Here is a 22,733-nt window from a genome sequence, read left to right on the forward strand (position 1 = left end):
CGATCGACGACGCCAGGAGGAGAGAGCCTAGGAATTCTGCGGGAACCCGAGGTTGATGCCGCCGTGGGAGGGGTCGAGCCAGCGGCTGGTGATGGCCTTCTGCTGGGTGAAGAAGCGGACGCCTTCGGCTCCGTGGGCCTTGGTGTCGCCGAAGAGGGACGCTTTCCAGCCGCCGAAGGAGAACGTGGCGACGGGGACGGGGATGGGGACGTTGATGCCGATCATGCCGACCTCGACCTCGTTCTGGAAGCGGCGTGCCGCTCCTCCGTCGTTGGTGAAGATGGCCGTGCCGTTGCCGAACGCGCCGTTGTTGATCAGTGCGACGCCCTCCTCGTAGGAGGCGACGCGGACGATGGAGAGCACCGGTCCGAAGATCTCCTCCGTGTACGCGCGGGAGGTCGTGGGGACCTTGTCGAGCAGGGTCGGGCCGAGCCAGAACCCGTTCGCGTCGCCGTCCACCTCGATGCCGCGGCCGTCGATGACGACCTCCGCGCCGTCCTCCTCCGCGATCGCGATGTAGGAGGCCACCTTGTCGCGGTGCGCCTCGGTGATCAGCGGGCCCATGTCGCAGCCACGGCGGCCGTCGCCGATGCGCAGCTTCGCGGCACGGTCCTGGATCTTCGTGATGAGCTCGTCGGCGACGGGCTCGACCGCGACGACGACCGAGATCGCCATGCACCGCTCACCCGCCGAGCCGAAGCCGGCGTTGATGGCGGAATCGGCGACGAGGTCCAGGTCCGCGTCGGGGAGCACCAGCATGTGGTTCTTCGCCCCACCGAGGGCCTGGACGCGCTTGCCGTGGCGGGTGCCCGTCTCGTAGACGTACTGCGCGATCGGGGTCGAGCCGACGAACGAGATCGAGCGCACGTCGGGGTGCTCGAGCAGCCCGTCGACGGCCTGCTTGTCGCCGTTGAGCACCGTGTAGACGCCGTCGGGGAGACCGGCCTCCTTCCAGAGGGCGCCGAGCCAGATCGCCGGGGACGGGTCCTTCTCGGAGGGCTTCACCACGACGGTGTTGCCGGCGGCGATGGCGATGGGGAAGAACCACATCGGCACCATCGCGGGGAAGTTGAAGGGGGAGATGATCCCGACCACGCCCAGCGGCTGCTTGGTCGAGTAGACGTCGACACCCGTGGAGACCTGCTCGGAGTACTCGCCCTTGAGGTGGTGCGCGAGGCCCGTCGCGAACTCCACGACCTCCTGGCCGCGGGTGATCTCGCCGAGCGCGTCCGAGACGACCTTGCCGTGCTCCGACGTGATCAGCTCGGCGAGCTCCTGCTTCTTCGCCTCGAGCAGCTCGCGGAAGCGGAAGACGATCTGCTGCCGCTTCGCGAGCGACGTGTCGCGCCAGGCGGGGAAGGCGGCCTTCGCGGAGGCGACGGCGGCGTCCACCTCGGCGGAGTCGGCGAGCGCGACCTCCTTGGTCGCGACTCCCAGCGCCGGGTCGTAGACGGGAGCGGTGCGGCCGGACGAGGAGGCCGAGGGAGCCCCGTCGATCCAGTGGCCGACGACGGACAGGGCGGTGGCGGGCTCGGCGATGCTCATGGCGACGACTGTAGGGGCGTGACCACGGCCGCGGGGGTGCCGATCCGTCCAGCGGTGGAGGGGTGGTCTGGACGGATCGGCGCGCTCAGTCGGTGGGACGGGAGGCGTCGGCGTCGGCGTCGGGCGAAGGGGTGGCCGGGTCGGGGCTCGAGGCGGCGGGGTCGGCCGCGCTCGGGCCGGCAGCGCCGGGGTCGGCCGCGCTCGGGCCCGCAGCGCCGGGGTCGGCCGCGCTCGGGCCCGCAGCGCCGGGATCCGCAGCGCCGGGATCCGCAGCGCCGAGGTCGGCAGAACCGGCGTCGGCAGCGTCCGGCTCGGCGGCGTCCGGCTCGGCAGCGTCCGGCTCCGCACCATCGGGACCGGCACCGGAGTCGGCGGCACCCTGCTCGGCTGTGCCGGTCTCCTCACCGCGCACCTCGGCAGCGGACGCTGCAGCCGCTGCCTCCGCCGCACCCGCCGGGTCGAACCGCGCCAGCGCCGCCGTGATGTTGTCGTGCCCGCCGCGCTCGTTCGCCCAGGCGACCAGCGCCTCCGCGAGCGTGACCGGATCCGCGCCCACCCGCTCCTGCGCCTCGCGCAGCACGCGCGCGAGGTCCTCGGCGGCGGACGCGTAGTTCCACAGCCCGTCGGAGCAGACCAGCACCCAGCCCGGCTCGGTCAGCTCCTCGGAGGCGACCCGCGGCTCCTCGTCGTGCGCGTCGGCGCCGAGCCAGCGGGTGATGGCGTGAGCGTCGGGCGCCGTCTCGGCCTGCTCCCGCGGCACTCCCGAGGCGATCTGCTCCTGCGCCCACGAGTCGTCGACCGTGAGCTGCCGCGGCTCGCCCGCGTCCGGCATCCAGTAGCTGCGGCTGTCGCCCACGTTGCCCGTGACGAGCAGCGCGCCGTCCAGCACCGCCGCGGTGAAGGTGCACGAGGGCGGATTCGACCGCTTCTCGGGCACGGCCGCGTCGATCGCTCCGGAGGCGCGCGCGGTGGCCATCTGCAGCAGCGCGCGCCAGCGGTCCGCTCCCGCGCTCTCCCCGCCGACCTCGGCCTGCAGCGCGCTGAGTGCCGCACGGGCCGCGGCGAGCGACGCCTTGTCGGAGTCGGGGGTCGAGGAGACCCCGTCGCAGACCACGAGCAGCGCCGTCCTCAGAGAGCCGTCGGCACCGGTGGTCGCCCCGAGCGCCATCGCGTCCTCGTTAGCCGGGTGCCGGAGCCCGCGGTCGCAGACGCCGCCGACCAGCGGGTGCGGCGCTTCTGCCCAGTGCTCGCGCTCGGTCGGAGCGGGGCGTCCGCACTGCTCGCAGTAGCCGTCCTCGGCGACCGCTCCCCCGCAGTAGACGCAGGCGGCGGATCCTCCGACGGCGACGGGCGGAGCGGAGGGGGTGGCCGCGACGATCAGCGGCGTCCCGCAGGCCTCGCAGAACGCGTCGCCCGTCGTGACCGGCTCGCCGCAGTTCGGGCAGGGAGTCGACAGCGCGCCGCTCATGTCAGCGTCCAGCGTCGGACCTCGTTGGCCCGGTCGACGAGGCGCAGGTGCTCGTCGCGCTCGCGAGTGGAGGCGGCGAGCGCGCGGTAGGAGGCCTCGAGGCCGTCGCGGATGGCGGCCTCGTTCGCCTCGACTCCGCCGAGGGTCGCTCCCTCGGCCGGGCCGTCGCGCCGCACCAGCTCGAGGGCGGAGGCGAGGACCTGGGTCGTGAGCTCGAGGCGGGTCCGCTGGTCGATCGACACGGAGTCGACGCTCGCGAGGGCGGCCGAGAGCGCGGGCAGCCCGCGGCCCGACTCCGCCAGCAGCTCCGCCCGGCGGCGGCGCGCGTCGGAGTAGGAGGAGCGCGTGGGCGCGACGATGTCGAGCGCGTCGAGTGCCCCGTCGAGGTCGGAGCGCAGCTGCCGCACCCGGGCGAGACCGAAGGCGGCGGGTGCCGTGTAGTTCGCGTCGGCGCGGGCGCAGATCACGTAGAGGGACTCGGCGACCTCGGGCTCACCGCTCGCCTCGCACGCCGCGGCGAGCGCGAGCTTCGGGGCGAGCTCGCCGGGGACCTGCCCGTAGACGGTGTTGAAGGAGGCGCGGGCCCCGATGTCGTCGCCGCGCGCGAGCTGGGCGAGGCCGCTCATCCAGACCGCCCGCCACTCCCACGGGTCCTCAGTGAGGATCTCGCCCGTCGCACGGGCCGCCTCCTCCCAGCGCTGCGCCTCGATCGCCGCCCGGGCGCGGGCGAGCCGCACCTCGACCGTCACGGTGGGCGCGAGCGCGAGAGCGCGCAGGCGCACGATCGGGTCGGCGACGTTCACGCCCGCGAGCCACGACCGGGCGGGATCGGACTCGTCGCGGCGGAGCGCCGGCAGCGCGTCCCACGGCGGGACGCGGTCGACCACGTCGGCCACGGGCGCCTCGAACAGGGCCGACTCCGTCGAGTGCAGCGCGGGGTGTCCGGGACCGCGGTCGGTCGCGACGACCTCGCGCAGCACCCCGAGCAGCTGGCCGCGCATCTCGTCCACCGTGGCGAAGCGGTCCTGCGGGTCGGGAGCGCACGCCTTCGCGATCAGGCGGTAGAAGGAGTCGTACCGCTGGAACAGCGGTGTCTCGGACACCGGCGGCAGCGAGGCGACGAAGGTCGTCTGGTTGCCGCGGAAGTCGAGCACCAGCGAGGCCAGCGTTCGGCCGATCGTGTAGACGTCGGAGGCGACCGAGGGACCGAGGTCGGCGACCTCCGGAGCCTGGTAGCCGACGGTGCCGTAGATGGCGGAGTCCTCGTCGTCGATCCGGCGCACTCCGCCGAGGTCGATCAGCTTGACCTGGTCGCCCACCTGGATCATGTTGTCCGGCTTGAAGTCGCAGTAGAGCAGGCCGTGGTCGTGCAGGTAGGCGAAGGCGGGCATGACCTCGAGCACGAAGGCGAGCGCCTGGTCCACCGGCAGCGGATCCGCGGCGCCGCCGTTGGCGTCCAGCCGCTCCTTCAGGATCTGCTTGAGGCTCGGCCCGCCGACGTACTCCATCACGATGTAGCCGGCGCCGTCGTGCAGGACGAAGTTGTAGATCTCGACGATCAGCGGGTGCTCGACCTCGGCCAGGAACCGGCGCTCGGTGACGGCCGCGGCGTACGCGTCGGGGTCGCCGGAGTTGAGCAGGCCCTTGAGCACCACCCAGCGCCCCGAGACGTTCCGGTCGCGCGCGAGGTAGATCCAGCCGAGGCCGCCGTAGGCCAGGCAGCCGACGACCTCGTACTGGCCGCCGACGACGTCGCCCTTCACCAGCTGCGGGGTGAACGAGAACGGCGTGCGGCAGTTGGGGCAGAACCCCTCGGTGCGACCGGGCCGACCGTCGCGCCCGCGGCCGACGGCGGTGCCGCAGTGCGAGCAGAAGCGCTTGCGCTCGGGGAGGACCGCCTCGGTCATCAGAGCGGCCATCGGATCGGCGGCCGGGCGGGACGGGACGGTGGTGAGCCCGGCGCCGAGCCTCGGGCCGCGCAGTCGGGTCGAGGTGGTGCCGACGCGGCGGGTGACCTTCGAGCCGGTCTGCGCCGTGCGGGCGGAGCCGAGGGCGGCGGTGGCGAGGCGGGCGGAGGAGGTGCGCGTGCTGCGCGCGGTGGCCGACTCCTCCGCGGGGCCGGGTGCCGTGGCGCCGGGGGTGCCCTCGACGAAGCCGGTGCCGAAGGCGGCGGAGGCGGTGGCCGGCGGGGAGGCCGGAGCGGCGCGGCGGGCGGTCGGCGCGGAGGCGGCGGCGCCCTCCTCGGGCGGGAGGCCGCAGACGTTGCAGTAGCCGTCCTCGATCGTCCCGGTGCAGCCGGAAGTCGCGGTGCAGGGGGCGCCGTTCATGGGGTGGCCTTCCGGTGGTGCGCGGGGTCGGGGTGCGGGAGGTCGCGGGTGACGACGTCGTACTGCTCGACCAGGTGACGGGCGAGCGGGACGGAGCAGGGCACCGCGTCGAGGGCGGCGCGCACCTCCTCCTCGGCCGCGACGCCGACGGCGGTGGCAGCGCGGCCGTTGCCCTCGGCCCGCTCCCGCAGCGCCCGGAGGCGGAAGCCGAGGGCGGCCCGTTCGCGCAGCGGCGAGGTGTAGGCGGCCTCGACCGCGTCGAACGCGCGGCCGACGGCGGTGAGGCGGGCGATATGCGCGTCGAGCGCCTCGCGGTCGGACGGAGGATCGCCCAGCCGGGAGACGTCGGGCACGGCCAGCCGTGGCGGGTCGGCGATCTCGCGGCGGCAGCGGGCCACGAGCTCGCGCAGCGGCGCCTCGCGGCGCTCGGCCGCCTCCGCCAGCTCGCGCGCCCGACGGCGGTCGCGCTCGAGTCCGCGCCGCTCGGACGCGGCGATGATCAGGTCGCGCTCGAGCCGGGCGGAGTCGCTCTCGAGCTGGCCGAGCGGCCCCGACACGTCGGCTCCCCGGCCCGCCCGCTCGGCGAGCGCGTCGAGGCGGGAGCGCAGCACGGCGACCCGCTCCGCCCGCTCGCGGTCGACCGTGCCGCCGCCGTCACGGGTGAGGTCGCGGCAGCGCTCGATCTCGGCGCGCACCCCCACGATCCGCCCGGCGACGTCGGTGCCGCTGGGGTCGAGCTCGAGCCGGGAGCGCAGCTGGCCGACGACCGCGTCGCAGAGGCGCACCGCCTCCACCAGCGAGACCGCGCCGCTCCCGGAGGCGTCGAGACGGCCCCAGATCAGCTGCGACATCCGCTCACGCGCCACGACGTCGACGCGGCCGGAGTCCCAGACCGCCTCGAGCTCGGCGAGGCGCCTGGTGACCGACTCGCGGAGCGACTGGGCGAGCACCACGTCGGCCGTGTAGTTCTCGGCCTGCGGCGACGCCAACGCGGCGGCGTCCAGCCGCGAGAGCTCGCGCGTGGTCCGCTGGAGCCAGCGGGTGAGAGCGGCGAGGTACTCGAAGAGCTCGCGCTGCGGCGCGGCCTCCCCCAGCCGGCCCGGAGCGACGGGGGTCCCCTCCGCGAGACCGGTGCTCATCGGCCGTACACCGGGGCCGGCGGCGAGGCCTCGCCGAGGACCCCGAGCCAGCGCTCGTAGATGCTCTGCCAGCGGCCGTCGCTGCGGATGCTCTCGAGCGAGGCGTTGACGAAGCGCACGAAGTCGGGGTCGTCGGCGGGCAGGCCGAGGCCGTAGGGCTCCGAGCTCAGGGCGTCGCCGACGACCTTCGCGTACGGGTCCTGCGCCACGAAGCCCGCGAGGATCGTGTCGTCGCCCGCGATGGCGTCGACCTCTCCTGCCTGGAAGAGGGCGAGGCACTGCGAGTGCGTGGCGGCCTCGACGGCCTCGACCTCCGGGTAGTCGTTCTGCAGGCGGCTGAGCGTCGTGGTGCCGCTGGGCGCGCAGACCCTCTCGCCGTCGAGGTCGCCGATGCCCGTGATCGGGACTCCGTCGGGGTCGTCGGAGACGAGCACCTTGAGGCCGGCGTCGTAGTACTCGGATGAGAAGGCGATCGAGCTCCAGCGGTCGCACGTCATCGTGAGGGTGCGGGCGACCATGTCGACCTGCGGGGCGCCGTCGCCGCCGGTGAGCGCGGGGAGGCGCTGAGCGGAGGTGATCACGACGTAGTCGATGGAGTCGCTGCCGAGGATCGCCCGGGCGACCTCGCGGGCGATGTCGACGTCGAAGCCCTCGATCGCCCCCGTGATCGGGTTGCGGGCGCTCATCAGGAGGGTGTCGGCCGAGACGCCGACGCGCAGGTTCCCGCGCCCGCGGATCTCCGCGAGCCTGGTGCTGTCGGTCACACCGGTCGGCGCGTAGGAGGTGACCGCCGAGGGCGAGCAGTCCGCCGCGGCCGGAGCCGCGGGAGCGGACGCGCTCGCCGTCGGAGTCGGGGTCGCCGCGGCGAGGGGCGTGCCGAGGTCGTCCGCCCCCGTCGTGCAGCCGGTGAGGGCGAGTGCCGCGGCGGCGGCCAGGGCGAGGGCGGCGGCGCGCAGGCGGTTCATCGGTACTCCTCCAGTCGCTGGGCGATGCCGCGCCAGGCGAACACGGCTCCGGCGAGACCGGCCGCCAGCAGGATCCACGAGACGAGGGTCGCGAACTCCGCGCCTCGATCGAGCGTGGTGGCGGCGGCCAGTGCCTTCTCCTGCACCACGTCGCGGGCGTCGTCGGAGAAGGTGGTGAAGAGGTCGTTCGGCGTGCCGTTCCCGGTGATCGTGGCGACGCGGACGGCCTGGTCCCAGTTCCCGGCGTCGTCCGCCTCCCGGATCTCCTCGTGGAACGACTGCCACTGCCCGAACTCGTCGACGAGCCGCGTCCTCGCCAGCTCGTCCTGCAGGTCGCCCGAGAGCTTCTCCCGGGCGGAGTCGACGGCCTGGGTGTAGCGCTCCTCGAGGGCGGCGCCGGAGCCGCGCTTGATCAGCGTGAAGCTCTCGAGCGACTTGGCGTCGCTCGCGGCGATGAGCGCGTTCGACACGGTGAGCGCCTCGCGGTAGGACTCGACCCGCGCCGTCCCCGCGTCCGCCGCGACCGATCCGTAGGCGAGCGCCCCGCCGACGCCGACGACCAGCAGGAGGGCGGTCCCCGTGGCGAGCGGGCGGTTGAGGTAGCGGTGCGTACGGCGGGCGAGCCAGAGCTGCGCCGCCAGGAGGAGGACCAGCATCACGAGCGAGCCGATCATGAGCAGGACGCTCCAGCGGACGGCGTCGTAGGCGGCCGCGACCCGGTCGGCACCGGAGTCGACGAGCCCGTCGAGGTCCTCGAGGATGCCGCCGTCTCCCGAGAGGGCAGTCGACGCCTGGTCGAGGTACGCCGAGGCGACGGGGAAGCCCTGCCGGTTGTTGGCTCGCGCCTGCTCGATCAGCCCGCTGTAGGTCGTGATGCTGCTGGCGACCCGGGCGAGGGCCCGGGTGTCCGCCGAGTCGGCGGCCGAGAGCCCGGCGATCGCGGAGGCGGCCCCGGTGAGGCTCGAGACGTACGACGCCCGCAGCTCGGTCGGCTCCAGTCCGCCGACGAGGAAGGTGTTGGCCGCGATCGCGTTGGCGTCCACCAGCAGCGTGCGGACGTTCTGCACGCCGAGCAGCTGCGCCGACTGCTCCCGGGCCGTCGTCGCGGCGCGCGCCTGCATCGCTCCTGCCTGCTGCGCGAACACGCCGAACAGCACGGCCGCCAGCGCCGTCAGGGCGAGCAGGAGGCGCAGGGTGGCCGGAGTGGTCGCGGTCGCGCGGGCCAGCAGCGACGGCTTCCGCTGCGCCGGCCGGTTGGCGACCTGGACGAGGGGCGGCTCGGGGATCCTCTGCGCGGGCGGCGCGGCGGGTGCGGTGCTCAACGGCTCTCCTCCTCGGGGTCGTCGGTGACGGGGGCGGCCGTGCCGCTCGGGGCGGCGTCCGCCTGCCCGAGGGCCTCCTCCGAGCCCTCGACCGAGCCCTCGTCGTCGTCGCCGGCTCCGTCCGGGCTGCTCGAGGCTTCGGGGCTCTCCACCACGTCCTCGGGGAGCAGGATGCGCAGCTCGTCGAGCGTCGGCTCCTCCACGTCGCGGAGGCGCCAGGCGTGCCGGGCGATCGCCGCGTCGAGGACGTTGCGGACCCAGCGCCCGTTGCCGAACGCCTCCGTGCGCTGCTGCGCCGAGGCGAGGCCCGCGAACGCGGCGAGCGCCTCCTCCGTCGGCTCGAAGTCCGCGGAAGATGCGAGGCGGCCGAAGATCGCCGAGAGCTCGTCGTCGGAGTAGTCGGCGAAGTCGATAGTGGTCGAGAAGCGGCTGGCGAGACCCGGGTTCGTGTCGAGGAAGCCCTGCATCGGCCCGGAGTAGCCGGCGACGATCACGACGAGGTCGCCGCGGTGGTCCTCCATGTCCTTCACGAGGGTGGTGACCGCTTCCGCGCCGTACTGGTCGAGCGCGAGCGCGTAGGCCTCGTCGATGAAGAGGACGCCGCCGCGCGCGGAGGCGATCACCTCCGCGGTCTTCGTCGCGGTCTGCCCGAGGTAGCCGGCCACCAGCTCCGATCGGTCGACCTCGACGAGCACGCCCTTCGAGAGGATGCCGAGCGAGCGGTAGATCCGCGAGACCAGCCGCGCCACCGTCGTCTTGCCCGTGCCGGGGTTCCCCGTGAAGACGAGGTGGCGGGTGAGCGTGGGCGTGCTGAGTCCGGCGGCCTGGCGCAGGGTGTCGATCCGGAGCAGCTGCGTCTGCCGCTTGATCTCGCTCTTCACCCGGTCGAGGCCGATCAGCGCGTCGAGCTCGGCGAGCAGGTCGTCGATGGACTCCGGCGGGTCGAGCGGCTCCGGCTCGGAGGCGGGCTCCGCGGCGGGAGCGGCGGCGGGCGCCGGCTCGTCCTGCGGACCGTCGTGCTCGGTCCGGCGGAGGCGCTCGAGGATCTCGTCGACCCCGGGCACGCCGGCGGGCAGACCGGTCGGCAGGTCGGCGCCCGCGGCTGTCCGGCCGGTCGTGTGCGCTATTTCCCCGCTCGTCGTCGGAGCGGCGCCCCGGGCGCCCGGGACGGCGGAGAGCTGGGCCGCGGCGGTCGCGGAGGCGGAGGCGATGCCGCCGATGCCCGGGTCGCCGAGAGCGCTGGCCGCCGAGACGACCTCGGTCAGGGCGCGGGCGTAGGCCGAGGCATGGTGCGAGCCCGCGCCGACCAGGGCGGCCAGCTGATCGGTCGGTCCCGACCGCCAGCGCCGGCCGCTCGAGGCGGCGGTGAAGAACGCCTCCAGACCGCCCGTCGCGCCGGTCGCGGCGAGCCAGTCCTGCCCGGCGCCGCGGATCGACTCGGCGACGGCGGCGGCCAGCCGCGCACCCTCGTCGCGGACGGCCGCGGCGTCGAGGCCGGCGGCCGTCCCCGCGAGCACGAGGGCGTCCAGCGCTGGGGCGAGCGCGGTCACGAGGCGCTCGGCGGGGTCAGCGAGCCGGATCCGGACGGCGCTCCCGGCTGCGGAGGCGCGTCGAGACCGCTCGGGGAGAGCGAGGACTCCGTGAACTTCTCGGCCAGGAACTGCCCGTGCGCGATCAGCGCCGAGGCGTCCTGCCGCGAGACGGCGTCCGAGATGCGGTCGAGCGTGCCTCCGAGGAGGTCGAGCTGGTCGCAGAGGATCATCAGCGAGGTCTTCCCCCGGTGCACGGCGCGGCGGTCGGCGAAGTCCCTCGGCAGGCGGAGGTAGCCCTCCACCGCCTCGGGGAGGTAGCTGGTCGCGGTCGCGACGACAGTGTGGCCCTGACGGCTCATCCCGCCGAGGCGGTCGAGACGGGGCACCATCTCGCGGACCGTCTCGTCGATCCGCTGGATGCGCGCCGCGACGATGCCGGGCACTCGGCCCTCCGTCCGCGTGCCGACCCGGTCGAGCGCCGCGAGGATGTCCTCGCTCGTCGGGACGCTCGGCAGAGCGGGCGCGGTCTCCTCCGGCGCCGCGGGGGCACCCGTGAACAGTCGGGAGAACCAGCCCATCGGCTAGCGGCCGAGATCGAGCGAGGACGTCGCGTCGATGTCCGAGTTGCTGCGGCGGGCCCGCTCGACGTACTCGCCGGCCTTCGCCGTCTCGGTCTGGAGGACTCCGACGGTCTGGGCCATGCTGTCGAGCGCCTTGATCTTGAAATCCGAGATCGAGTCCATCGTCTGGTAGATGTTCGCGAACGCGGCCTGCAGCTGCGGCAGCCCGACCGTGGCCGAGGCGGCCTGCGACTGGATCGAGGCGGACTGGTCGGCGAGCATGCGCGAGGTGGCCTCGATCATGTTGGACGTCGTGGTGTTCAACGCCGTGATCTGATCGAGCACGAGGCGCTGGTTGGCGAGCGCCTGCGCGACGATGACCGCCGTCCGCAGCGCCGAGACGGTCGTGGTCGTCGCGCGGTCGACGCCCTTGATCAGCTCGACGTTGTTCTTGATGACGACGTCGATCGCGAGGTAGCCCTGGATCGACACGGCCAGCTGGGTCAGCAGGTCCTGGTGCTTCTGACGCGCGTAGAAGAGGACGTCCTCGCGCAGCGCCTTCGCCCGCTCCGGGTCGGTGGCGTCGAGCTCGGCGATCTTCGCCGAGAGCTTTACGTCGAGCCGCTCGGCGACGTAGATGTATTCGTTGAGACGGGTCATCGTCTCCCAGAGGTTCTGCTTCTCGAGGTTCAGGGCCGCGTTGTCCTTCCGCAGCTCGTCCTGCCCGTCGTACAGGGCCTGGATGATCGCGTTCAGGTGCGACTGGGCGCTCTCGTAGCGGCGGAAGTAGTCGGTGATCTTGTTGCCGAACGGGATGAAGCCCAGGATCTTCTTCTGCAGGTTGTCCTCGGACGGGTCCAGATCCTCCACCGTGCGGCGCAGCTCGAGCAGCGTCTTCCCGATGGTCGACCCCTCGGAGAGCCCGCCCTCTTGGAGGGCGCGCACCGGCGTGCTCAGCAGCCGGTTCGACGAGTCGGCGGCCGAGCGGATGTCGGCGTCGCCCATCGTGCGGATGTCGTTGGCCCGCGTCGCGAACTCGGGGCTCCGGGACTCCGTCGCCAGGAGCGTGTCGAGGTAGCCGTCGACCTTCGCCTCGAGGCCGGGCAGGGCGGCTTCGGGCACCTTCGGCGCGATCGACGGCGCCGAGGTGGTCGGCACCGCTGCCACCGGCTCCGGAGGCGTGAGCGAGAGGGCGTTCTGGACGGGCGGCTGCAGGGCCTCGGTCATCGGGATCCTCACCGTTCCTGGCGCTCGGCGCCGACTGGGATGAACGTCCGCCCAGCATATCCCGGGCCCTCCCGCGGGACCCCCGCGGGCCGCCCCGTCCGAGGACTCGACGCGATCGGGCGGCTGTGGAGGAGCGTCCGCCGCCGGTCAGACCGCCTTCGGGCGCCTCCGCAGCGTCGCCACCGCGACTCCGTCCAGGGCGAGCGCGCCTCCGAGCAGCGCGGCGAGCGGCGGGGTCTCGCCCAGGACGAGCCAGGACAGCAGCACCACCACCGCGGGCACCGCGTAGGTGGACGCCGCGGTGCGACCCGCGCTGGAGCGCGCGAGGACGTACCCCCACGTCGTGAAGGCGACGGCCGTCGGGAAGATCCCGAGGTAGACCACGGCCAGGATCGAGGAGAGCGGAGCGGCGGCGAGCGCCTCGACGAGCTCCGGGGCGAAGGGCAGGCACGCGACCGTGCCGGCGAGGCAGCCGAGCCAGGTCATCGTCGGCGCGTCGATCCGGCCCAGCAGGCGCTTCTGCAGCGTCGCCGCGCTGCCGTAGACGACGGCGGCGACCAGGCCGAGGGCGACACCGATCACGTCGAACTGCCCGGTGGAGGTGGAGAACGCGATCACCGCGACGCCGGTCAGCGCCACGAGCATCCCGGCGAGGAGACGGCGGGGGAACCCCTCCCCCAGCAGCAGCCCGGCGAGCACGGCGGTGATCATCGGCGCGATGTTCACCAGCAGGGCCGCCGTCCCCGCGTCGACGTGCCGCTCCGCAGCGTTCAACGCCAGGTTGTAGACCCCGAACCAGGCGACCCCCCAGCCCAGCACGAGCAGGAGGAGGCGCCCGCGCGGGACCGCGGTGCGCGGATCCGGAGCCGCCTCCGAGCGGCGCCTCCGGGCGGTGAGGACGACGCGCACCACCGTGAGCGCGAGCGACCCCACCACGATGCGGCCGAGGGTCAGCGCGCCCGGGCCGAAGTCCTCCGTCGTGGCGCGGATGCCGACGAAGGCCGACGCCCAGAGCAGGACGGTGACCGCGATCGCGCCCCACAGCAGGAGGGCGTCCCTCGTGGAGGGCGGGGCGGAGGAGGAGACGTCGGTCATGAGGCCATCGTGGCGCTGCCGGGGATTCAGCACCAGTTCCGTTCACTGTCGGATCGTTCAGCCGGACTGTACGGTCGTCCCATGCTCGACGTGCACCGGCTCCGCATCCTCCGCTCCGTCGTCGCCTCCGGCTCGATCGCGGGAGCCGCCTCCGGCCTCGGCTACACGCCGTCCGCCGTCAGCCAGCACCTCTCCGCTCTGCAGCGCGAGACCGGACTGACCCTGCTGGAGCGGGTGGGCCGCGGCGTCCGCCCGACCCCAGCCGGACGCGCCCTCGCCGCCCAGGCGGACCGCGTCCTCGAGCGCCTCGCCGAAGCGGAGGCCGTGGTGGAGGAGCTGCGCGAGGGCCGCTCCGGCCGCCTCTCGGTGACGTACTTCGCCTCCGTCGGCAGCGCCTGGATGCCGGAGGTCGCCCGCCGGCTGACCGCCGCGTTCCCCGGCCTCGCCCTCGATCTGCGCCTGGGAGAGGAGCTCGACGACGACCTCGGAGCGCGCCCCGACGTGCAGCTCCTCGTCGCCTCCTCCGAGCCGACCGCCCCCGGATTCACGGCGCACCACCTCCTCGACGACCCCTACCTCGTCGTCCTGCCCGACGGTCATCCGCTCGCCTCCCGGAGCGAGATCGACCTCGCCGAGCTCGCGAACGAGCGCTGGGTCGACAACGACCTGCCCACCGGCTGGTGCCGCCGGAACGTCGTGGAGGCCTGCGCCGCCGCCGGGTTCGCGCCGCCCTTCCACGTCCAGGCGAACGACCACATCACCGCCGCCGCGTTCGTCGCCGCGGGCATGGGCGTGACGGTCCTGCCGGAGCTCGCGGCCCACCGCCTGCCGGACGGCGTCCGCGCCGTGCCCGTCGTCCGTCCCCGGCCTGTCCGCTCCCTCGAGGCCGTCGTGCGGAACTCCGCCGCCGCCTCCGCACCGGTGGCCCTGGTGCTGGAGACACTGAAGGCCCTCGCCGCACGCCGTTGAGCGCGCCTGCACGGGCGAGCTCGCAGCACACCGGAGCACGATGGGCGCGTGAGCTCCGTCGAACCCGTCACCCGTTCCGCGCCCGCGCTCGGCGGACCGCGCATCCTGAAGCAGCGCTGGACCGAGGCGACGTTCCTGCACTGGCGGGTCGACCCCGCCCTGGTGGCGCCCCACCTCCCGGCCGGGACGAGGCCCGACGAGCACGACGGCTCCTCCTGGGTGGGCCTGATCCCGTTCCGGCTCTCGCGGACGGCCTTCCTCGGCGGCCCGCGGGTGCCCTGGCTCGGCACCTTCCCCGAGGTGAACGTCCGGCTCTACTCCGTCGACGAGCAGGGACGACGCGGAGTCGTGTTCGTCTCGCTCGACGCCTCCCACCTCCTTCCCGTGCTCACCGCACAGGCGGTGTTCGGGCTCCCCTACCGCTGGGCCCGGATGAGCATCGAGCACCGCCACGGCGCGGTGATCTACGACACGATCCGACACTCGGACTCGGCCGCCCGCTCCCGGATCGTCGTCCGCCCGGGCGAGCCGGTCGACGAGGACCCGCTCGGCTCGTTCCTCACCGCACGCTGGGCCTACCACGAGCGCCACCTGGGCTCCACCTGGTACGGCCGCAACCTGCACCGGCCGTGGCCGCTGCGACGCGCGGAGCTGCTCGCGCTCGACGACGGGCTGCTCGACGCCGCGGGCTTCCCCGGGCTGGCGACGCGCGCGCCGGACTCGGTGCTGTACTCGGCGGGAGTGGAGACCGTGTTCACGGTGCCGCGGAAGGTGTGAAGGGGGCGACGCTCCTCCACAGACGGTTCTTCGCGATGCTGTCCGAAGGAACGGCGGTCCCGAGGCCCACGGCGAGACTTCGTCCGGTGAGATCAGGGCATGAAGGAATCGGCGACAGTAGACGACGCGCTCACGGAGGCGCTCGCGCTCGCCGGCTCACGGCACGCTGAGCGGTCCGCCGTCGAGGCATCCCGGTACCGGGCAGTCGAGGAGGCACGCCGCCTCGCGATGGCGGCACCGGCGGCGCTCGTCGGCGAGCACGTCCAGGTGCAGGTGGATCGGGCGGAGGCGGCGCACCGGGCGCTGATCGCGGAGCTCGCGACGGGACTCCGGGTCTCGGAGGCGCACGCCTCTGCACTGGTCGACGAGGCGCGCCTGCTGGTGAACGACCTCCCGGCGACGTTGCGCGCACTCGCGGACGGAGCGCTCTCCCCCGAGCACGCGCGACTCGTGGTGCGAGGAGCGCTCGACGTGCCCGCCGAGGTCCGTGGGCGCTTCGACGAGGAGGCCGCGACGATCGCGGTCGCCTGCACGCCGCCCCAGCTGCGACGCGCCCTCCGGTCGCTCCGGGAACGGCTGCACCAGCAGACGCTCAGCGAACGTCATCGGGACTGCGCCCGTCGACGCGCGCTCTGGGTGGAGGGCCTCGACGACGGGATGGCGATCCTGCACCTCTACACCGCAGCTCCCGATGTGCTCGGCGCGATGGACAGGATCGACCGGGCCGCCCGCTCCCTCGCGGATCTGCCGGACGAGGAGAGGACGCTGGGCCAGCTCCGCGCGGACATCGCCGCTGCGCTGCTGGTCGACGGGGAGACATCGGCCGACGGAGACGGCACGTCGATGCCGGCGGGAGTGCGCGCCGAAGTCGCGGTGACCGTGCCGGCACTGACCCTCCTCGGGCGGTCCGACCAGCCCGCCCTCCTCGACGGATACGGACCCGTCGACCCGGAGACCGCGCGACGTCTCGCAGCAGGAGCGCCCTCCTTCACTCGGCTGCTCACCCATCCGGAGAGCGGAGCGGTCCTCTCCGTCGGACGCGACTCCTACCGAGTGCCGGCGGACCTGCGTCGCCATCTCCAGCACCGCGACGGGACCTGCCGGTTCCCGGGATGCACACGCAGCACCCGCCACGCGGACGTCGACCACACGAACGACTGGCAGCACGGAGGCACCACGTCGGCCGACAACCTCGCGCACCTCTGCCGACACCACCACCGGCTCCGCCACACCACGGGGTGGACCCACCGGCAGGAGCCTGACGGCACGCTGCACTGGACGAGCCCGACGGGACGGCAGCATGTCACCCGGCCCGGGGAGCCAGGGAACGGGACGGAGGGCGGACACGATCCGACCGGGACCGGCGGGCCGTGACAAGGGGCAGGTCGGGTGGCGTGGACCGGCAGGTCAAGGGGCGGGCGCGCTTCGGCGCGCCCGCGTAGCGTGGACGCGACAAGAGGGGCAGCGACATGGCAGGAACGAAGGACAGGAAAGACGCGACGACGGGGACCTCGGCGGTGCTCTTCGATATCGACGGGACCCTCGCCGACACGAACTTCCTCCACGTCGAGGCGTGGTCGCGCGCCTTCTGGCAGGCCGACCTCGCCGTCCCCGCCTGGCGCATCCAACGAGCGATCGGCGCAGACTCGTCGGAGCTGCTCGACATGCTCCTCGAGGACGACGTGAAGGAGGAGCAGCGCGCACTGGTGAAGTCGCTGCACACCAAGAACTACGCCGAGACGACAGCACGCATCGTTCCACTCCCGGGAGCTCGCGAGCTCATCGCGACGCTCGTCGGTCGAGGCGTCCACGTCGTCCTCGCCACCTCGGCACCGCAGAACGAGCTGGACGTGCTTCTCGACGTCCTCGACTTCGGCGGCTCCGTCCACGCTGTCACCAGCGGCGCAGACGTCTCCACCGCCAAGCCAGCACCCGACCTGATCTCGATCGCGCTCGACCGCGCGGGCGTCTCCGTCGACCGCGCCGTCATGGTCGGCGACGCGACCTGGGACGTCCTGGCCGCCGAGCGCGCGGGCCTGGCAACGGTCGGAGTCCTCTCCGGCGGAACCTCGGAGCACGAACTCCGAGAGGCCGGAGCCGTCGCCGTCTACGAGGACGCGGCGGCCGTCCTCACCGGTCTCGGTGAAGGGCCCCTCGCGAGCCTCCTGAACTGACCGACCGCCACCCCAGGAGGCTCACGAGCCTCAGTCGCGGGGTCGCCGTCGCAGCACGAGGAGCGTCACTCCGATGGCGGCGGCGACCGCGGCGAGAGCGCCGCCGATCCACAGGACGTCCCCGAGGAGTGCCGGGTCCGATCCGGACGTCGCCTGCGCTTCGTCGGCGGACTCGGCCTGTCCTCCTGAGACCGCGACGGTGCCGTTGCAGTCCGGGACCGAGCCCGACCCCTCGGCGAGCGCGGTCCCGTCGGCCGGCGCCCAGTCGAACGCGTACTGGCCCGACACGGGGTGCCCGTCGGTCGACACGACCTGCCAGGTCACCTCGTACTCCCCCGCCGCGCCGAGCTCGAGCGGCATCGACGCTTCCGGCCCGACGACGCTGACGCAGCCGTCGCCGTAGTAGAGCCCGTCCGGCCCGACGACGCGCAGAGCCGCCGCCGTTCCGTCCGTCCCGAGGACGAGCAGGTCGTCGTTCGTCGTCAGCACCAGCGTTCCCGGCTGCTCCGTCACGGTCGAGTCCGCAGCGGGAGTCGTCGAGACGAGGTAGTTGTGCGCGCTGGCGGGCGCCGCCACCGCGATCGAGCCGAGCAGCCCGATCGACGTCGCGGCGACGAGGGCCTTCCAACGGGTCACGCCGACGCCCGGGGTCCGCGGCGGCGGGAGGCGAGCCCGACGGCCACGCCGACCGCGCCGACGACGAGCCCGCCGACTCCGAGGATGCGGGCGAGCAGGTCGTCGCCGCTCGTGGCCGTCGTCGCCGAGGCGGTGGTCGCGACCGCGTCGTCACCGTCGCCGTCGTCGTCATGTCCGCCCCCGTGGCCGGACCCCGCTTCCGCCGCGGTCACCGAGACGGTGGGAGCGGGCAGCTCGGGCTCGTCCTGGCCGTCGACGGTCGGCTGGTCCCAGGCGGTGCTGCCGGTCTCGCACGTCTGCAGCACGGGGAACTCCAGCGTGGAGCCGGCTGCGTCCTCGGGGAGCTGAAGCTGGAGGGCGACGGTGTCGCGGTAGCCGTCGGCGAGGGGCGTCTTCGCCGTGTAGACCACGTCCGAGACCCGCTTGGTCGCGGTGTTCCCGTGGGAGTCGGTGACCGGGTCGGCGATCGCGACCTCGTTCTTCACGACGTCCCAGTTCGGGTTGATCGTCGGGCTGACCGAGTTGATGCCGTCGGGCATCGTGATCGTGAGTCCCGTCGTCGGCGAGCCCTCGCAGCCGTGGGCCAGCGAGAACGTCACCACCGTGTACGAGCCGGCGGCGGTGCTGCTCGCCGCCGCGGTCACGTGGGCGCTGGCCGCCGTGGGCGCGGCGACAGCGAGCGCGATCGATCCGGCGGCGACGAGTGCGCCGCTGCCGACGAGGCGGAGCCGCGAGAAGGAAGAAGAAGAACGGTTCATGATGGTCGAGTCCTCGGAGGAGATCCGGCGCGGGGCCGGGAGTTCTGGACGCAGCGCGGGTCCGCGGTGCGTGCGGAGGCGCCGACCGGAGCCGCTCCCGCACGGGAGGGGCGTCAGGCGGCGCGGAGGACCCGCAGCGGCGGCCCGCGGTGCCGGAGGATCGAGAGGACCGCGTCGAGGGATCGGGGTGCCCGCGGCTCGGGGGTGCCCGTCATCGAGACGCCGGGTGCCGACGGGAGCGCGACCGCGGACGCGCGGGCGACGATCCGTACGACGACGCGCTGGAGGCCTGCTCCCAGCGTCCAGAAGAGGCGCTCGCCGTACCGGAACGCCGAGATCGTGAAGGCAGCCGCAGCGAGGTGGGCGACGAGCATGAGCGGAGCGTGAGTCGCGTGTCCGCCTCCGCCGGCGATCAGTTCGATGGTCGACCCGTCGTGGAAGTGCGCGCCGGTGCCCGTCGTCCCGACCACGCTCACCTCCCCACCGCTGCCCGTGATGAGGAAGAGGCCGTGGTACGCGATCTGGCTGAGGAGCACGGAGAGCGTCAGCCGGGGAAGGGACAGACGGCGCCCCGACAGGAGGACGCAGACGACGACGGCGAACGCCGCGGCGAGGGCCAGCACGGCAGGAGCGGGGGTCTCGGCGCCCGCGAGCGTATGGGAGGCGGCGGCCGTGGCGGTCGCGGCGAGAGCGGCGGCGACGCCGCGAGCCACTCGTGCACCTCGGGTCTGCACTCGCCCGTCCTCTCGTCGTCGCGTCGACGCGTGCGCGCGACGTCTCCAGGGTAATCGACGCGGCGGAGCAGCTCCCCGCCGTCCCGGTTCCCTGCCGTTACGAAGCCGTTACCTAGATCACCGAAAGAAATCCAAACCCCCGCAGGGAGGGCTCCGAACACATGTCAACGGCCGCGAAACGGTCCACACAGAACAGGTCCTCCGCATCACGTGGGGGCCGTCTCACGAAGGAGTAATCCCATGCGATCCACCAAGCGTTCCGCCCTCGCCGCATTCGCCCTGCTGGGCACCGCCGCCCTCGGCCTCACCGCCTGCTCGAGCGGAAGCGGCTCGACCACCGCCGCCAGCGACGCGGCGACCGAGATGTCGACCCCGATGGCCACCTCGTCGGCTTCCGCCTCCTCGACCCCCATGGCGACCATGGACCCGGCCGCGAACCTCGTCGGTCCCGGCTGTGCCGCCTACGCCGAGCAGGTCCCGGACGGCGCCGGCTCGGTCGAGGGCATGTCGCTCGACCCCGTCGCGACCGCCGCGTCGAACAACCCGCTGCTCACCACCCTGACCGCTGCGGTCTCCGGTGGCCTCAACCCCGACGTCAACCTCGTCGACACGCTGAACAGCGGCGAGTTCACCGTCTTCGCCCCGGTCGACGACGCGTTCGCCAAGCTCGATGCCGCGACCGTCGACTCCCTCAAGACCCCCGAGGGCGCCGCCACGCTGTCCTCGATCCTGACCTACCACGTCGTCCCCGGCCAGATCGCCCCTGACGCGATCGCCGGCGACCACGCCACCGTCCAGGGTGGCAACCTCACCGTCACCGGTTCCGGCGACGACCTGAAGGTCAACGACGCGTCCGTCATCTGCGGTGGCGTCCAGACCGCCAACGCGACCGTCTACCTCATCGACACCGTGCTGACCCCCCCGGCCAGCTAATTCCCCTCACCGGCTCCGGCCGGTGAACACGCCGAAGGGCGGGCACCTCGCGGTGTCCGCCCTTCGGCGTTCGTGCGTGCAGAAGCCCTCCGCGAAGCCGGGCACCGCAGAGTCGTCCGGCACAGAGCCGTCCAGCAGAGTCGTCCAGCACAGAGCCGCGCAACGCAGCGCCGCCCCACGGGAAGCCGCACAGCGCAAAGCCCTGCGCAGCGCGGAGTCGGAGGGTCATCACGACTCGGCACTCGCCGTCATGACGCACCACAGCACCCACCACGAACGCCACGAGGCGCGGACCCCGATGCAGGGGGTCCGCGCCTCGTCGTCGTGCGGTCGGCGGCTACTCGGCCGGGGCGCTGATCTCGCGCAGGACGCGGTCGCCGGGGCGGGCCTCGATCATCTCGGCCTCGATCTCGGCACGGTCGAGCAGCTCCTCCATGCGGCGGCGGCGGTTGCGCGTGATGAGCGTCACGACCGTGCCCGTCTTGCCCGCGCGGCCGGTGCGGCCGGAGCGGTGGAGGTACGTCTTGTACTCGTCGGGAGCGTCGGCCTGGATCACCAGGTCGATGTCGTCGACGTGGATGCCGCGCGCGGCCACGTCGGTCGCGACCAGCACGTCGACGCGTCCGCTGGTGAGCAGTGCGAGGTTGCGGGTGCGGCGCGACTGGTTGAGGTCGCCGTGGAGGCTCGTTGCGGGGATGTCCGCGTGGTCGAGCTGCTCCGCGAGCTGCTCCGCGAACGCGCGGGTCCGGGCGAAGATCAGCGTCTTGCCCTGGCGGGCGGCGAGCTGCTCGATGATCTCGGCCTTGTCGCGGTGCTCGATCAGGAGCACGCGGTGGTCGATGGTCGAGGACGCCTGGTCCTCGCCGGCGACCTCGTGGACGCTCGGCTCGACCAGGAACTCGTCGACGAGCGTCGCGACGCCCTTGTCGAGCGTGGCCGAGAACAGCAGCCGCTGGCCGCCGTCGGCGGTCTGGCGGAGGATGCGCTGCACGGGCTCGAGGAAGCCGAGGTCGCACATGTGGTCGGCCTCGTCGAGCACCGTGATGGTGATGTTCGAGAGGTCGAGTCGGCCCTGCTCGACGAGGTCCTCGAGGCGGCCCGGCGTCGCGATGACGATGTCGACTCCGCGCTGGAGGGCTCCGACCTGCTTGTACTGGGGGACGCCGCCGTAGATGGTCGTCGTGAACAGGCCGACGGAGCGGGCGATCGGCTGGATGGTCCGGTCGATCTGCATGGCGAGCTCGCGGGTCGGCGCGAGGATGAGCGCGCGCGGAGCGCGGCCCGGCTTGCGGCCCTTCGCTCCATTGTTCTCCATCAGCCGCTCGACGACGGGGGCGCCGAAGGCGATGGTCTTGCCGGAGCCGGTCTTGCCGCGTCCGAGGACGTCCTTGCCGGCGAGCACCTCGGGGATGGTCGCGGCCTGGATCGGGAACGGCGCGGCCGCTCCGAGCTCGGTCAGCATCCGGACGATGTTCCCGCCCAGGCCGAGGTCGCCGAAGGTGACGCCCTCGACGTCGACGGCGAGCGTGGCCGTCGCCTCGAGGCGCTCGAGCACGACGTCGTCGGCCTGGTGCGGCGCACGGGCGTCGCGGCTGGGGTAGAAGTCCGAGCCGGAGTCGCGGCGCGAGGGCCGGGAGTCGCGGTCGAACGAGCGTGTCGGGCGGTCGCCGCGGTCGTGGCCGCGCGAGGGACGCGCGTCCCGGTCGAAGGAGCGGGCCGGGCGGTCGCTGCGGTCGAACGAGCGGGCGGGACGCTCAGTGCGGTCGTAGCCGCGCGAGGGGCGCTCGTCGCGGTCGCCGGTGCGGGCGGGCCGGTCGTCGCGTCCGTAGGAGCGGGCCGGACGGTCATCGCGGTCGTTCGAGCGGGCCGGACGGTCATCGCGGTCGTTCGAGCGGGCCGGACGCGCATCGCGGTCGAAGGAACGGGCCGGACGGTCGCTCCGGTCGAAGGAACGCGCCGGACGCTCATCGCGCCCGTAGGAACGCGCCGGACGATCGTCGCGATCGTTCGAGCGGGCCGGACGCGCGTCACGGTCGAAGGAACGGGCCGGACGGTCGCTCCGGTCGAAGGAACGCGCAGGACGCTCGTCGCGCCCGTAGGAGCGGGCCGGACGGTCGTCGCGGTCGTTCGAGCGGGCAGGACGCGCATCGCGGTCGAAGGAACGGGCCGGACGGTCGCTCCGGTCGAAGGAACGCGCCGGACGCTCATCGCGCCCGTAGGAACGGGCCGGACGCTCGTCACGGTCGTTCGAGCGCGCCGGACGCGCGTCGCGGTCGTAGCCGCGCGAGGGCCGCTCGTCGCGGTCGTTCCCGCGGGCGGGCCGATCGGCGCGCTCGGTGGCCCGCTCGGCGCGCTCGTCGGCGTTCCAGCGCGCCTTCTTGGGGGCGTTCTCGTCGACGGCGCGGAAGCCGCGGTGGCCCTCGCTGCGCGAGCCCGGCTTGGCGCCGGGGAAGCGCGAGCGGCCGCCGAGCTGGGACTTGCCGCTCGAGGCGCCGAAGCGGTTGGGCTCGAAGTTCTTGGCCGGACGTCCGCCGGCGGGCTTCTTGTTCTTGGGCATGGCAGTTCTTCCTGG

At 73.5% G+C, this 22,733-nt stretch carries 19 protein-coding genes; 5 read left to right on the forward strand and 14 right to left on the reverse strand.

The features are described from left to right. Window positions 1-27: 27 nt before the first annotated feature. From C5C27_RS05640 to C5C27_RS05685, 10 genes are all read right to left on the reverse strand, one after another. A complete protein-coding gene (locus tag C5C27_RS05640; protein ID WP_104313849.1) occupies window positions 28-1,545 on the reverse strand; it encodes a CoA-acylating methylmalonate-semialdehyde dehydrogenase in 1,518 nt (505 codons plus the stop codon). Window positions 1,546-1,630: 85 nt separating this feature from the next. Continuing rightward, window positions 1,631-3,013 (reverse strand): PP2C family serine/threonine-protein phosphatase, encoded by a 1,383-nt coding sequence (locus C5C27_RS05645; protein WP_104313850.1) that lies wholly within the window; start codon window positions 3,011-3,013, stop codon window positions 1,631-1,633. After that, entirely contained in the window at window positions 3,010-5,340 is a 2,331-nt protein-coding gene (locus C5C27_RS05650) for a serine/threonine-protein kinase (RefSeq protein ID WP_104313851.1), read from the reverse strand. Before C5C27_RS05650 ends, C5C27_RS05645 begins: the two co-directional genes overlap by 4 nt. Beyond that, window positions 5,337-6,479 carry a hypothetical protein gene (locus C5C27_RS05655; RefSeq protein WP_104313852.1) on the reverse strand — a complete coding sequence of 381 codons (1,143 nt, stop codon included), beginning with the start codon at window positions 6,477-6,479 and terminating at the stop codon, window positions 5,337-5,339. The genes C5C27_RS05650 and C5C27_RS05655 overlap by 4 nt, the downstream gene beginning before the upstream one ends. Further along, window positions 6,476-7,444: a glutamate ABC transporter substrate-binding protein gene (locus tag C5C27_RS05660; protein WP_104313853.1), complete on the reverse strand. Its 969-nt coding sequence runs from the start codon at window positions 7,442-7,444 to the stop codon at window positions 6,476-6,478. The genes C5C27_RS05655 and C5C27_RS05660 overlap by 4 nt, the downstream gene beginning before the upstream one ends. Beyond that, entirely contained in the window at window positions 7,441-8,766 is a 1,326-nt protein-coding gene (locus C5C27_RS05665) for a hypothetical protein (RefSeq protein ID WP_104226187.1), read from the reverse strand. Before C5C27_RS05665 ends, C5C27_RS05660 begins: the two co-directional genes overlap by 4 nt. Further along, window positions 8,763-10,316, reverse strand: coding sequence for an AAA family ATPase (locus tag C5C27_RS05670; RefSeq protein WP_104313854.1), 1,554 nt, complete (start codon window positions 10,314-10,316; stop codon window positions 8,763-8,765). The genes C5C27_RS05665 and C5C27_RS05670 overlap by 4 nt, the downstream gene beginning before the upstream one ends. Next, entirely contained in the window at window positions 10,313-10,876 is a 564-nt protein-coding gene (locus C5C27_RS05675; RefSeq protein ID WP_104223834.1) for a hypothetical protein, read from the reverse strand. The genes C5C27_RS05670 and C5C27_RS05675 overlap by 4 nt, the downstream gene beginning before the upstream one ends. Window positions 10,877-10,879: 3 nt before the next feature. Continuing rightward, window positions 10,880-12,085, reverse strand: a complete 1,206-nt coding sequence (locus C5C27_RS05680) for a toxic anion resistance protein (RefSeq protein WP_104223833.1) — start codon at window positions 12,083-12,085, stop codon at window positions 10,880-10,882. A 147-nt stretch (window positions 12,086-12,232) separates the two neighbouring features. Beyond that, window positions 12,233-13,180 carry a DMT family transporter gene (locus C5C27_RS05685; protein WP_104313855.1) on the reverse strand — a complete coding sequence of 316 codons (948 nt, stop codon included), beginning with the start codon at window positions 13,178-13,180 and terminating at the stop codon, window positions 12,233-12,235. 81 nt (window positions 13,181-13,261) lie between these two features. On the opposite strand from C5C27_RS05685, the gene C5C27_RS05690 reads away from it, so the two are divergent. The 4 genes from C5C27_RS05690 (at window position 13,262) to C5C27_RS05705 (ending at window position 17,100) form a co-directional block, all read left to right on the forward strand. Further along, window positions 13,262-14,149 (forward strand): LysR family transcriptional regulator, encoded by an 888-nt coding sequence (locus tag C5C27_RS05690; protein ID WP_104313856.1) that lies wholly within the window; start codon window positions 13,262-13,264, stop codon window positions 14,147-14,149. 48 nt (window positions 14,150-14,197) lie between these two features. Beyond that, window positions 14,198-14,926 (forward strand): YqjF family protein, encoded by a 729-nt coding sequence (locus C5C27_RS05695; protein ID WP_104246884.1) that lies wholly within the window; start codon window positions 14,198-14,200, stop codon window positions 14,924-14,926. 99 nt (window positions 14,927-15,025) lie between these two features. Beyond that, window positions 15,026-16,300 carry an HNH endonuclease signature motif containing protein gene (locus C5C27_RS05700; RefSeq protein WP_104313857.1) on the forward strand — a complete coding sequence of 425 codons (1,275 nt, stop codon included), beginning with the start codon at window positions 15,026-15,028 and terminating at the stop codon, window positions 16,298-16,300. 95 nt (window positions 16,301-16,395) lie between these two features. After that, window positions 16,396-17,100, forward strand: coding sequence for an HAD family hydrolase (locus C5C27_RS05705; protein WP_104313858.1), 705 nt, complete (start codon window positions 16,396-16,398; stop codon window positions 17,098-17,100). Window positions 17,101-17,130: 30 nt separating this feature from the next. Here C5C27_RS05705 and C5C27_RS05710 read toward each other — a convergent pair whose 3' ends face one another. The 3 genes from C5C27_RS05710 to C5C27_RS05720 form a co-directional block, all read right to left on the reverse strand. Next, complete coding sequence (locus C5C27_RS05710) at window positions 17,131-17,736, reverse strand: copper resistance CopC family protein (protein ID WP_104313859.1); 606 nt, start codon at window positions 17,734-17,736, stop codon at window positions 17,131-17,133. Continuing rightward, window positions 17,733-18,494: a YcnI family protein gene (locus C5C27_RS05715; RefSeq protein WP_104313860.1), complete on the reverse strand. Its 762-nt coding sequence runs from the start codon at window positions 18,492-18,494 to the stop codon at window positions 17,733-17,735. The genes C5C27_RS05710 and C5C27_RS05715 overlap by 4 nt, the downstream gene beginning before the upstream one ends. A 113-nt stretch (window positions 18,495-18,607) precedes the next feature. Then, complete coding sequence (locus tag C5C27_RS05720; protein ID WP_104313861.1) at window positions 18,608-19,207, reverse strand: hypothetical protein; 600 nt, start codon at window positions 19,205-19,207, stop codon at window positions 18,608-18,610. 261 nt (window positions 19,208-19,468) lie between these two features. Here C5C27_RS05720 and C5C27_RS05725 point away from each other — a divergent pair, with 261 nt between their 5' ends. Continuing rightward, window positions 19,469-20,161 carry a fasciclin domain-containing protein gene (locus C5C27_RS05725; protein WP_104223824.1) on the forward strand — a complete coding sequence of 231 codons (693 nt, stop codon included), beginning with the start codon at window positions 19,469-19,471 and terminating at the stop codon, window positions 20,159-20,161. 337 nt (window positions 20,162-20,498) lie between these two features. Here C5C27_RS05725 and C5C27_RS05730 read toward each other — a convergent pair whose 3' ends face one another. Next, window positions 20,499-22,718 carry a DEAD/DEAH box helicase gene (locus C5C27_RS05730; protein WP_104313862.1) on the reverse strand — a complete coding sequence of 740 codons (2,220 nt, stop codon included), beginning with the start codon at window positions 22,716-22,718 and terminating at the stop codon, window positions 20,499-20,501. Between the last annotated feature and the right edge of the window lie 15 nt (window positions 22,719-22,733).

This window comes from Rathayibacter sp. AY2B7 (genome assembly GCF_002931635.1).
Lineage (GTDB): Bacteria > Actinomycetota > Actinomycetes > Actinomycetales > Microbacteriaceae > Rathayibacter.